The organism is Streptomyces dysideae (assembly GCF_001514305.1).
In the GTDB taxonomy this organism is placed as follows: Bacteria; Actinomycetota; Actinomycetes; order Streptomycetales; family Streptomycetaceae; genus Streptomyces; species Streptomyces dysideae.
Genome location: NZ_KQ949141.1, coordinates 1 through 11,070, shown reverse-complemented (window position 1 = coordinate 11,070; position 11,070 = coordinate 1). Strand labels below are relative to the sequence as shown.

Genomic DNA, 11,070 nt, shown 5'->3' with positions numbered 1-11,070 from the left:
GTTGTCGAGCACCGGCTCACAGCACCCACCATGACTTGCCCGCGGTACGCGCCCAAGGCCGACACATAGGGAACATAACGGCGCATTCCAGACATTTGAGGAACCCGCGGCGGCCCGCGTTCATTCCACACCTGGGGATGGAAGGCGACTGCCACCCCACCGGGACTCACGCGCGGCGAGGCGGGGACACGGGACGAGAAGCCCGGTGTAGCCGCACCGGCGAGGGTAAGCCTGGTCAGCACCCCGCCCGGATCGTCCCGTCCTCGAGGGTCACGGTCCGCCAACACCCCACTGACCGCGGCCGCAGCCGGAACTGACCACGGCGCGGGATCGGCACTCAGGCTCGTCGCGAGCCTCCTGATCCGTACGGCCACGCGCTCGACGAACGGCTCGCTATACGGCAGGGCCAACAACACCAGAGCACCGGCGACCCAGCCGCCCAGCGCGTCACTGAACCAGTGCGTGCCCAAATAAACAGTGATCAGGCCCACCACAATGGCGGCCAGAGCGGCCAGTGTTGCCGCTGCCTTGCGGTGACGCGGGGCAAGATAGGCCAGAGTGCCCCAGATGACGACGCTGTTGGCCGTGTGACCGGACGGGAAGATGTCGCCGCCACGGAAGACCTCGCTGGACCCGATGGTGTGCGCGTAGTGCGGACCGAGACGTCCGGTGCTCATCTTGACGGCACCGACGCTGACATTGAGCAGCACCAGCGCCGTAAGGAAGACCAGCAGCGGGCGCGGATTCCTGATTCGCCAGGAACGCCACCCCAGCCAGGCCAGCGCCGCTGTGGCCGTCGGACCCCGCTGCCCCGCGACGACGAGAATATCGAGGAGGCCGTGCAGTTGCGGCCACTGCCTGCAAGGCCGCCACATCGCCACGCGCCAGTCGAACTGCACGAGGGGCGACCCGGTGAGCACTGCCACGAAGACGGCTGCGTACGCCCCCGCCACGAGCGGGGGGAGCGCCGCCGTCCACCCACGGCTCGCCGATGGCCGACGCTCAGCCCGCACCAGCAAAAGAGCCATGATGCCCATGTCGCACTCCCGGCCCCCTCAGAAACTCCGGTCGCGCGGCCCAGATCAGAATCCGGACACCGCGCGACGCAACGGCGCACGAGGTAGAAACCCGGCCCAGTCGACCCAATATTCCTATTTGCCTGATATACGCCGGAGTTCATGACGCGATCATGTACGAGTGGGGCGGCTACCGGCAGGTCCACCGCCCGCGCACAGCGAAGCCCGCGCCGAAGAGTTCCCGAGTCCGGAAGATGCACCGGGACCGCCTGCGGGGTCAGGGAGCGCAGGCGCATCTCGATGCGCCCCTCGTACTGCGGTGGTTGACGTTCAGGACGTTGCGCTCGCTCATAGGCGGGGGCGTCACCCTGGCCACCGCCACGGCCGCCACCGTCACGATCGGCGCAACCGCCGGTGGCCCGCCGAACCCGCTGCCGGTCGACGCGCAGACTCATCCGACGGCGGAACGGGGGAAGGAACCGCAGACTGAGCCTCCTGCGACAGAGCGCCGGCGGATCGCCACGCCGACCCCGGGCCGGGACTTCAAGTTCTCACTCACCGCCCTGAGGTCGCGGACCGATCCGTTCGCGGCATCCGCGTGCCTCCAAGTCTTCACCGTCAAGGACGGCGCATTGAGAGAATCGGACCGTGCTCTGGTCGGTGACATGGACGGCTGGTTCTGGTTCCCCCTGACCGGCCGCCACGCTTCGTGCCAGTTCTCCACCGCAAGCACCGAGCCGGAGCCGGTTGGCATCAGCCTGCTGGTCACGCCATCGATCGGCTGCTCACCGGCCGAGAACTTCCAGATGGAAAACGGGCAGATCATCCCCGCCTGACACCGGCCGAGCCGAAAGCCGCGGTGCAGCCCACGCCCTCTTCGTAGAACCCGGTTCGGGTTCGTGCATTCAGGGCCGATACGGCTCTTTGCCCCTGCCCTTGATGATCCGGGAGGTGCTGTCACCAGTCGCAGCGGCACCGGTCGATCGCCGGCGTGTCCGGCTGCCTGACACACGGGCGATGCCGTCCATCAGCTGGACCGGCTATGGCCACCAGGAATCAGCGATGCTACAAATGTTCGCATGGCGGAACATTTCGCCCATTTTAGTAACATCGCGCTGCGCTCGCGGGTTGGCAAGAACCCCCGGAGCGTCGCCGGGCAAGTCTTCGTGCTGCAGGTGGCCCTCGTGGTGCTGCTCGTGGTCAGCGCCGTCGTCGCCCTGATCCTTCAGTCGAACCGGGACACCCAGACGGAGGCCAAGCGCCGTTCCATAGCCGTGGCACAGACCTTCGCGCACTCGCCGGGCGTCCTGGCGGCGCTGAAGGCCCCCGACCCGTCGAAGGTGCTGCAGCCGCTCACCGAGGCGGGGCGCAAGTCCGCGGGCGTCGACTTCATCGTGGTCATGGACACCAAGGGGATCCGCTACACCCATCCCCTCCCGGACCGGATCGGAAAGCGGTTCGTGGGCACGATCGAGCCGTCCCTGGCGGGGAAGGTGTACACCGAGAGCGTCCACGGTCCGCTGGGCCATGAGGTCCAGGCGACTGTTCCCATCAACAGCGCCGACGGCACGGTGACCGCCCTTGTCTCAGCCGGGCTGAAGGTCAAGAACGTGACCAGCGAGGTGACCCGGCAACTCCCGATCATCCTGGCCGCCGGGGCCGGTGCGCTCGTGGTGTCGACCGGCGGGACGGCGCTGGTGAGCAGGCGGCTGCGACGGCAGACCCACAGCCTGGCCCCGCACGAGATGACCCGCATGTACGAGCACCACGACGCGGTGCTGCACTCCGTGCGGGAAGGGGTGCTCATAGTCAGTGACGACGGGCGGCTGCTGCTCGCCAATGACGAGGCCAGACGGCTCCTGGAGCTGTCCCCCGACGCCGAGGGGCGGCATGTCGGGGAGCTCTCCGGCCTCGACCCCGAAACGGTGGACCTGCTCGCCTCCGGGCGCGAGGCCACCGACGAAGTGCACATCGCCGGGGGACGGCTGCTGGCGGTCAATCAACGGCCAACGGACCGCAACGGAGGCCCAAGAGGAACAGTGGTGACGCTCCGCGACTCCACCGAGCTTCAGGCGCTGTCCGGCAGGGCGGAGCTCGCACGTGAGCGGCTCAAGCTGCTGTACGACGCGGGACTGGGCATCGGCACCACCCTCGACATGGTCCGCACGGCCGACGAACTGGCGCAGGTCGCCGTCCCTCGTTTCGCCGACTTCGTCACCGTGGACCTGGCCGACGGCGTGCTGCACGGCGAGGAGCCGACTCCTACGGCGACGGACATGCGACGCGTCACCGTGTGCGGCATCCGGGACGACCATCCGCTCTACGAAAAGGGCCGACTGATCGACTTCCTGCCTTCCACGCCTCAGGCACGCGGCTACGACACCGGCCGCTCCGAACTGGTGACCCACCTGTCGACCGCGGCGGGCTGGCACGTACAGGACCCGGAACGCGCCCGGGACATCGTCGACTACGGCATCCACTCGCTCGTCGCCGCCCCGATCCAGGCCCGCGGGGTCGTGCTGGGCATGGCCAACTTCTGGCGTACCAAGCGGCACGACCCGTTCGACGAGGAGGAGCTGTCGCTGGCCGAGGAGCTGGTAGCCCGCGCCGCGGTGAGCATCGACAACGCCCGCCGGTACACCCGCGAGCACGCCCTGGCGGTCACCCTCCAGCGCAGCCTGCTGCCGCGGGCCCTACCCGAGCAGAGCGCCCTCGACGTCGGCTACCGCTACATCCCGGCCCGGTCGGGTGTGAGCGGGGACTGGTTCGACGTGATCCCCCTGCCGGGGAACCGGGTGGCGCTGGTCGTCGGCGACGTGGTCGGCCACGGCCTGCACGCCGCCGCGACGATGGGGCGGCTGCGGACCGCGGTGCACAACTTCTCCACGCTCGACCTGCCGCCCGACGAGCTGCTGAGCCATCTGGACGACCTGGTGGGCCGCATCGACCAGGACGAGTCGTCGTGCGCGGAGGCGGCCGCGGAGATCGTGGGGGCCACCTGCCTGTACGCGATCTACGATCCGGTGACGCGCCGCTGCGTCATGGCGCGTGCGGGGCACCTGGCTCCGGCGCTGGTCCATCCCGACGGAAGCGTCACCTTCCCCGACGTACCGGCCGGGCCGCCCCTTGGACTCGGCGGCATGCCGTTCCAGACGGCCGAGCTGGACCTCGCCGAGGGCTCGCAGCTCACCCTGTACACCGACGGCCTCATCGAGGACCGTACGCGCGACCTGGACGTGGGAATGGAACTGCTGCGCCAGGCGCTGGCGGGCCACGCCGACCGACCGCCGGAAGAGAGCTGCCAGGCGGTCGTGGACGAACTGCTCCCGAGCCGCCCCAAGGACGACGTCGCTCTGCTCATCGCGCGCACGCGGGCGCTGCCGCCGAACCAAGTCGCCGACTGGGACGTGCCGCGCGATCCGGCCGCCGTATCAGGGATGCGCGAAGCCGTGTCCGGCACGCTTGAGAAATGGGGCCTGTCCGAGCTCGGCTTCGCCATGGAGCTCGTCCTGAGCGAACTCATCACCAACGCCATCCGCTACGGCTGCGAACCGATCCACGTTCGGCTGATCCGCGACCGCACACTGATCTGCGAGGTGGCCGACGGCAGCAGCACCTCGCCCCATCTGCGGTACGCCGCGACGACCGACGAGGGAGGCCGGGGCCTGTTCCTGGTCTCGCAGATGACCGAGCGCTGGGGCACCCGGTACACCCCCGAGGGCAAGGTGATCTGGGCGGAACAGGCACTGCCGGAGATCACGGAACTCCTTCCGGACTGAGCGGCGCCTTCTCGGACGGGAATTCGTAGGCGCCGCCCAGCCGGAACGTAGCCGGGCTGATACCCGCCGATGTCGAAGCCATCCGTATTCAGCGTGCCGTGCCGCTGCTGGCGCGGCGCCCAGATGCAGGCCGTACGGCGCGCCGGTCGGCAGTTCGGCCGGTGTTCGGGACGGCCCGAGGCGAGCGACGTGCACATCAGGCAGCTCTCAGCCGCGTAGGAGTGTCGGCGTCGCGGGCGGTGCGGAAGCAGGCGGTCGCCTGCCGGCGGACGGGGTAGTCCCAATTGCGGAAGGTGGCCCGGCAGGCGACCAGGTCGGTGGCGAAGGAGCCACCGCGCAGCACCTTGTACTGCTGGTGCTTGTGGGGCAGGGCGGTCAGTGCGGCGCCGACCACCTCGTCTCGGAGTTTGCGCTGCCGGAGGTAGAGGTGTTGCTGCGGGTGGCGATGACGCTGACCGCGCAGCCCGACCGACGCCGAGGATCTGGTGCAGGACACGCAACGCCCTGTCCCACACCTCCGGCGGCTGCGCTGACGACGGAATGGCGCTCGTCACCGCGCGGGTTTCCAGTGCATGAGGAAGCAGAGTGTCCCGCGGCCCCGCCGGCTCTGGGCCGACTGCCAGAAGTGGGTCCGCCACCTGCGGCCTGCGGAGTGCAGTCGGATCGTACGCCGACGGACAGCTCACCGGGGCACCCCGGGCGCGCGTCGCCGGGCACGTGGCCCGCTGCTGGACGTGCAGCGGCGAACTGCTCGCCCTGCGGCTCATCAAGACCTCGGTGCGCGACCACCCGCGGCGGGCTCCAGCCTCGCTGGCCGAGGCCCGGATACGGCGCTTCGCCGACCGTCTCACCGATGTTCCCACTCCCCGCCACTGACCCAGGAGGTCGGGTTCCATGCCCACGCGTGCACAGGCCTCTCTGCCGCGTGACCGCGAAGGCGCCCTGAACGCGGTGCTCTCCGCATTGAGGGTGGTGTGGTGCTGCGCGGGACCGCTGATCGTCGCGGGGATCGGGCTCTCTCTCACCGGCGCGGCGCTGCACAGCGCATGGCTGGTCACCGTCGGGGGTGTGATCGTCCTGATGGGCACCGGGCACGCACTGCGCTGCCACCGTCTGCGCCGCCTCGGGCTAGCGGGTCCCGACGACTGCTGTTCGGCGGTGGACATGCCGACCGGTCGAAACGTTGACTGATGCCGCCACCTCCGAACGGCCAGTATCCCGCTGATCGGCGCGGTCACCGCGCTCGCCGACCCGCTCTCGGCGATCGACTGACCGTTCCATGTGGCGCAGCGCGAAGGGGCATCACGCGGCTACTTGCCGTCTCGTGCAGGCGCCCGGTGCCCCTGCCTCGTACGTGGAAGTCCAGCGTCCGGCTCCTGGCCGTCCGTGTCCGCCTGGTCGGGGAAACGGACACCGCCAAGTAGCGCCCGGTCAGGAATGATGATGCCCGAATGCTCGTGCCTGCCGGGAGGCATGCCACCTGCGCGGGTCTCTGCCGCATGTTGCCGCGCGGCGCGGACGGCGGCCCCGGCATCCCTGGCGACGCACCGAACCTCGGTGCGCGGTAGTAGCGGCGGCCCCGCCCGTTCGGTGTCTCCCTGGTCATCGGTTCTCTCGTTGCCCAGGCACTCCCACGGCAGCGCCGCACGCGCAGCCCTCGGCTTGGTGCGCTCGCCGGTCACGGACGACAAGAGTGCCCGCGACCACGTCTCCCAGCCGCTGGCGCCGAGGAGACACGCGCATCGCGATCAGTCCGACCAGGCCGTCGATGACGAGCAACAGCACACGGGCGACCGCGGCCCGCGTGGTCAGGGGCGAACGGTCGGTCCTGACCACGCGGATGCCGAGCAGCCGCATCCCCCAGGTCTGGCCGGTGCCGACCGGACGCAGGACCCAGTACCAGAACAAGGTGAGCAGGCCGCACAGGAGCCCGGCGAGCACCACCCAGGCGGTCGTGCCGCTGTCGCTGGCCGCGCCGATGCCGACAAGCAGGGTCAAGGGCAGCACTATCAGCACGGAAATCAGGACGTCCAGCAAGTACTGCGCGACACGAAGCCCTACGACCTCGGTGTCGAGCCGATCATGGGCGGACAGGGCCGTGGCCATCGCAGGTCTCCTGACAGGGCGTTGGGCTCCTGTTCCCAGCGTGCACGCCGGCGGCCACCCCTGCATGCCCGGACACCCGAGTGGAGGGCGATACACACGACTGGCCCCGCGCCTGCCTGCCCACCCGTCCGCCGTACCTGCAGGCAGCCCGCCCGGCGCTCGGCCGGGCTCCGTCGCATCGGCCACACGCTCATAGTCCGCCTCATCCCGGCACCAGTCCGGCTGCCGCCAGCCGTGTCCGGCGCCGCCTGCACGCCCGGCGCAGTCTGCTCACCACAGTCCCCTCGGACACGCCCAGCAGCCCGGCAGCTTCCGCCTGCGACAGCCCGCCGAAGTCGACCAGACGGGCCACCCGCTGGTGCTTGAGCGGCAGCGCCGCGAGGGCCTCGTCCACTACGCCGTCGAAGTCCTTGCCGACGAGTGGTGTCCCGAACGGCGCTGCGGGCCAGACCGCGGACAGCTTGCCACGGCTCACTCCCGCGTCGTCGTCCGAGGCCTTACCGCACCCCGCTGCCAGTGGCCCGCGACCGCGCGCAGGACGGTCACCGGCGATCGATGCGGTCCACCGCCTGGTCAGCCCGCGTCAGCGTGTCCCTGACCAGATCCTCCGCGAGAGCGGGCCGCGCGGTGCGCGTCCGGCGCCCTCCCGCTGATCGACCTACCTACCTGGTGGGCCGACGCGCGCCACGCCCTCCCGCTCACCGACGGCTCGGTCACCACTGCCTGGGGTATCGGCGGACTCGTACCGCTGCTGATCACCACCGATGCGTATCTGGCCGTCGGCATCCTCGCCCTCATCCTCGGCGAGCGCCCGCCAAACGCCGCGGCGCCAAGGCCGGCCTGACGCCTCATCAGGCGATGGGCGTCCCAGCCGTCCACACCGCCAAGGACTTCCACGCAAAGCTCACCCACCGTGACGTACAAGACAGCATCGTTTTCGCAGTTCATGGCATCTGCGCCATACCCCTCCTGCCCTGCGCTGCTGCCGTCTACCTCAATTGAGGTAGACGGCAGCAGCGCAATTGTGGTGCCCGAATTTCCCTAATCTGTACGGCGATTCCGTCCGGCCGAATTCCTAGTCTTGGTACGGCAACGGGGACGAAACGTCTCCAAGGCCTCCTTGAAGGCCCCGGGCCCTGGGCCCCGGAACCACTCAGATTCCGGGGCCTCGCGCTGCCCGGCCGCTGACTACCTGCGGCAGCTCCGCAGATCCGTGTTCAGCATCGCTGTTCAGCCAAACGTCGGAAGGACTCATTGGTGTCTCGTCCCCTCCCCCGCATGGCCCGCACAATCGATCGGCTGAGCCGTGGCAGGGGCCGCAGGCTCGGTGTGCTGGGCGTCTCCGGACTGCTGGCCACTGCCATCGCCGTTCCCGTGGTCACCAACGGAATGGGCGTGGAGCTGGGCGGCTCGAACGCCCAGACGCTCATCCAAGGCGTCAAGCCGTCCGCCCCCAAGACGGGCCCTGCCTCCGCGGTCCGGGTCAACCAGGTCGGATATCTGACCGACGGCCCCAAGAACGGCGCGTTCGTGACCAAGGCCAAGGAGCCGCTGGCATGGTCCCTCAAGGACGCGGACGGCAAGGAAAAGGCGACCGGCACCACCACCCCCGCGGGCCTTGACTCGTCCTCCGGGGAGAAGGTGCACACCTTCGACTTCAGCGACGTCACCGACGCCGGCCACGGTTACACCATCACCATCGACGGCGAGAAGAGCGAGCCGTTCGACATCGGGGACGACCTCTACACCCCGCTGCGCAGCGATGCGCTCGCGTACTTCTACCACAACCGCAGCGGCGTCGAGATCGACAGCAAGCTCGTGGGCAAGGAGTACGCCCGCCCGGCCGGCCATGTGAACGGAGCCGCCTCCAGCGACGAGAAGGTGCCCTGCCAGCCGACCGTGTGTGACTACACCCTCGATGTCAGCGGAGGCTGGTACGACGCGGGTGACTACGGCAAGTACGTGGTCAACGGCGGCATCGCAGCGGCGCAGCTGATGTCCACCTACGAGCGGACCCAGAACGCGAAGGGCGTCCAGAAGGCCTCGCTGAACGACGGCACGCTCCGGGTGCCCGAGCACGGCAACAACACCCCCGACGCCCTCGACGAGGCCCGCTGGGAGATGGATTTCCTGCTGAGCATGCAGGTGCCCCAGGGCGAGAAGCTCGCCGGCATGGCGCACCACAAGGTGCACGACAGCACGTGGGGCGCCATTCCGCTGCGAGCCGACAAGAGCGAGGGGAAGCGCGAACTGCACGCGCCGTCCACCGCTGCCACGCTGAACCTGGCGGCCACCGCCGCGCAGGCGGCCCGGCTCTTCGAGCCCTACGACCCGGAATTCGCGGCCAAGAGCCTGAAGGCGGCCCGTGCCGCCTACGACGCGGCCAAGGCCAACCCGGAGATGATGGCCGACCCCGGTGACGCCACCGGCGGCGGCGCGTACAGCGACTACAACGTCGAGGACGAGTTCTACTGGGCGACGTCCGAGCTGTTCATCACCACCGGTGAGAAGGGCTACCACAAGGACGTTCTCGGCTCCAAGCTGCACGGCGACGCCGACGCTCTCTTCCCGCGCGGCGGCATCTCGTGGCAGTCGACCGCCGGACTCGGCGCGCTGGACCTGGCCACCGTGCCCAACAAGCTGAGCGACGACAAGCTCGCGGCCGTACGCAAGACGGTCACGAAGGCCGCCGACGGCTACGCCGCGGACTCCAAGAAGGCTGCCTACGGCGTGCCCTACGCGCCGGGTGACGGCCGCTACGCCTGGGGCTCGAACGGCCAGGTCATGAACAACATGGTGGTTCTGGGCACGGCGCACGACCTGACCGGTGAAGACAAGTACCGGGACGCGGTGCTCCGCGGCATGGACTACATCATGGGCGGCAACCCGCTGAGCCAGTCCTACGTCACCGGCTACGGTGAGCGGTACTCGCACAATCAGCACCACCGGTTCTGGGCCAAGCAGAAGGACGCCAAGCTGCCGAACCCGGCGCCCGGCGCCCTGGCGGGCGGTCCGAACTCCTCGCTGGAGGACCCCGTCGCCTCGGCCAAGCTGAAGGGCTGCGCGCCGGCGAAGTGCTACATGGACGACATCGAGTCGTGGTCCACCAACGAGATCACCATCAACTGGAACGCTCCGCTGGCGTGGGTGGCCTCGTACGTGGATGACCTGGGTTCCGGGTCCAAGGACAAGGCGCAGGCGTAACAGCGCAGGCCCAGGGGGCGTAGGAACGTAAGAGAACAGAACACGTCAGGGTCCCGGCAGCAAGGGAATGCTGCCGGGACCCTGACGCTTTCCACCCCTGTCAACGGGGGTCGCACGCGCCAGGACAGGAGGCTCTGCCCACAGAGCCGTTACGGGGGCTGGCTCACTCCGAGGTCGTTGAGGCCTTCACCGCGTACCAGGAGACGTTGAGGATGTTTCCAGTCGGGGGGTGTGGAAGTTGCGATGCTCGCGCAGTGTGAACGATGCGCGGAGCAGCACGGGCGCTCCACTACGAGGTCGCGTATCTCCGCCGCGTCCTGAACGGGAATCAGCGGCCATCCCCGAAGCCGGCGAAGGGGCCTGACCGCCTCGTCCGCGCCGACGGCGCGCTGTTGGCCCTCGACGAACTCCTGCCACTGGACGACGCTTTGAAGCCACGTCACGCGGCGTGGCGCATCGGAGCACGCGACGTTGCGGAACTGGCCGGGCGGGTACACGGCCTGCGGCTCGCCCACGACGTCCTTGCCGGTGGCGACGTGATCGAAGGCGCGATCCGGGAACTTCACTCCGTGATCAGGCTTTACAAGCGGAACAGCCACAGTGAGGACGCCGGCCGCGCACGTTCCCGCGTCGTGCTGCGCCGCCTCCAGGAGACGTGCCCCAGGTGCGCGGCTTCTACGACGAGTACGGCCATCTGCTGAACACGTAGGCGGAAACCCGCTGCGCCGGGCGCTGCCGGGCGAAGTGCTGCGTGGATGACATCGCGTCCTGGCTCACGAACGAGATCAGCATCAACCTACCCAGCTGATGACGCGGCTCCCGCTTCGGTCGCAGACCACTGTCGGCTGTCGGTCATTTCACTGACCGATGCCGGCCAGTTCGGGAACCTGCGTCGTTCACCCTGCCGAAATACCTCATCGCTGCAGGTCACCGCAGCATTGCTCGGATTCGTGGACGAGGCGCTG

General features: G+C 69.1%; 9 protein-coding genes and 1 pseudogene. 6 read left to right on the top strand and 4 right to left on the bottom strand.

The window, feature by feature from the left end; genetic code table 11:
• The coding region (locus tag AQJ91_RS58640) for a phosphatase PAP2 family protein (RefSeq protein WP_407697061.1) at positions 1-926 on the bottom strand (926 nt) is incomplete at its 3' end.
• A 413-nt stretch (positions 927-1,339) separates the two neighbouring features.
• Here AQJ91_RS58640 and AQJ91_RS46945 point away from each other — a divergent pair.
• Together AQJ91_RS46945 and AQJ91_RS46940 are read left to right on the top strand one after the other, a co-directional pair.
• On the top strand, positions 1,340-1,852 hold the full coding sequence (locus AQJ91_RS46945) for a hypothetical protein (protein ID WP_234383458.1): 513 nt from the start codon (positions 1,340-1,342) through the stop codon (positions 1,850-1,852).
• A gap of 243 nt (positions 1,853-2,095) precedes the next feature.
• Positions 2,096-4,795, top strand: coding sequence for a SpoIIE family protein phosphatase (locus tag AQJ91_RS46940; RefSeq protein ID WP_079085731.1), 2,700 nt, complete (start codon positions 2,096-2,098; stop codon positions 4,793-4,795).
• A 196-nt stretch (positions 4,796-4,991) separates the two neighbouring features.
• Here AQJ91_RS46940 and AQJ91_RS53185 read toward each other — a convergent pair.
• Positions 4,992-5,147 (bottom strand): annotated as a pseudogene (locus AQJ91_RS53185) (ergothioneine biosynthesis protein EgtB); the annotation flags it as partial.
• Between the two features lie 233 nt (positions 5,148-5,380).
• Here AQJ91_RS53185 and AQJ91_RS46930 point away from each other — a divergent pair.
• Positions 5,381-5,671, top strand: coding sequence for an anti-sigma factor (locus AQJ91_RS46930; RefSeq protein ID WP_234383457.1), 291 nt, complete (start codon positions 5,381-5,383; stop codon positions 5,669-5,671).
• 18 nt (positions 5,672-5,689) lie between these two features.
• Complete coding sequence (locus AQJ91_RS46925; RefSeq protein WP_067036076.1) at positions 5,690-5,986, top strand: hypothetical protein; 297 nt, start codon at positions 5,690-5,692, stop codon at positions 5,984-5,986.
• A gap of 411 nt (positions 5,987-6,397) precedes the next feature.
• On the opposite strand, the gene AQJ91_RS46920 is transcribed toward AQJ91_RS46925, so the two are convergent.
• Together AQJ91_RS46920 and AQJ91_RS46915 are read right to left on the bottom strand one after the other, a co-directional pair.
• Positions 6,398-6,901, bottom strand: coding sequence for an RDD family protein (locus tag AQJ91_RS46920; RefSeq protein ID WP_067036073.1), 504 nt, complete (start codon positions 6,899-6,901; stop codon positions 6,398-6,400).
• A 202-nt stretch (positions 6,902-7,103) separates the two neighbouring features.
• Entirely contained in the window at positions 7,104-7,376 is a 273-nt protein-coding gene (locus AQJ91_RS46915; protein ID WP_067036071.1) for an RNA polymerase sigma factor, read from the bottom strand.
• An 803-nt stretch (positions 7,377-8,179) separates the two neighbouring features.
• Here AQJ91_RS46915 and AQJ91_RS46910 point away from each other — a divergent pair.
• Positions 8,180-10,105, top strand: coding sequence for a glycoside hydrolase family 9 protein (locus tag AQJ91_RS46910; protein ID WP_067036068.1), 1,926 nt, complete (start codon positions 8,180-8,182; stop codon positions 10,103-10,105).
• Positions 10,106-10,368: 263 nt separating this feature from the next.
• The gene (locus AQJ91_RS54230) at positions 10,369-10,806 is read left to right on the top strand and encodes a hypothetical protein (RefSeq protein WP_159054825.1); all 438 of its coding nucleotides are present in this window, start codon (positions 10,369-10,371) and stop codon (positions 10,804-10,806) included.
• Positions 10,807-11,070: the final 264 nt, after the last annotated feature.

What these genes read in the sequence shown, in the direction of transcription:
- AQJ91_RS46910 (WP_067036068.1), top strand. Translation starts at nt 8,180, where the DNA reads ATGGCCCGCACAATCGATCGGCTGAGCCGTGGCAGGGGCCGCAGGCTC.
- AQJ91_RS54230 (WP_159054825.1), top strand. Translation starts at nt 10,369, where the DNA reads ATGCGCGGAGCAGCACGGGCGCTCCACTACGAGGTCGCGTATCTCCGC.
- AQJ91_RS46940 (WP_079085731.1), top strand. Translation starts at nt 2,096, where the DNA reads ATGGCGGAACATTTCGCCCATTTTAGTAACATCGCGCTGCGCTCGCGG.
- AQJ91_RS46920 (WP_067036073.1), bottom strand. Translation starts at nt 6,901, where the DNA reads ATGGCCACGGCCCTGTCCGCCCATGATCGGCTCGACACCGAGGTCGTA.
- AQJ91_RS46925 (WP_067036076.1), top strand. Translation starts at nt 5,690, where the DNA reads ATGCCCACGCGTGCACAGGCCTCTCTGCCGCGTGACCGCGAAGGCGCC.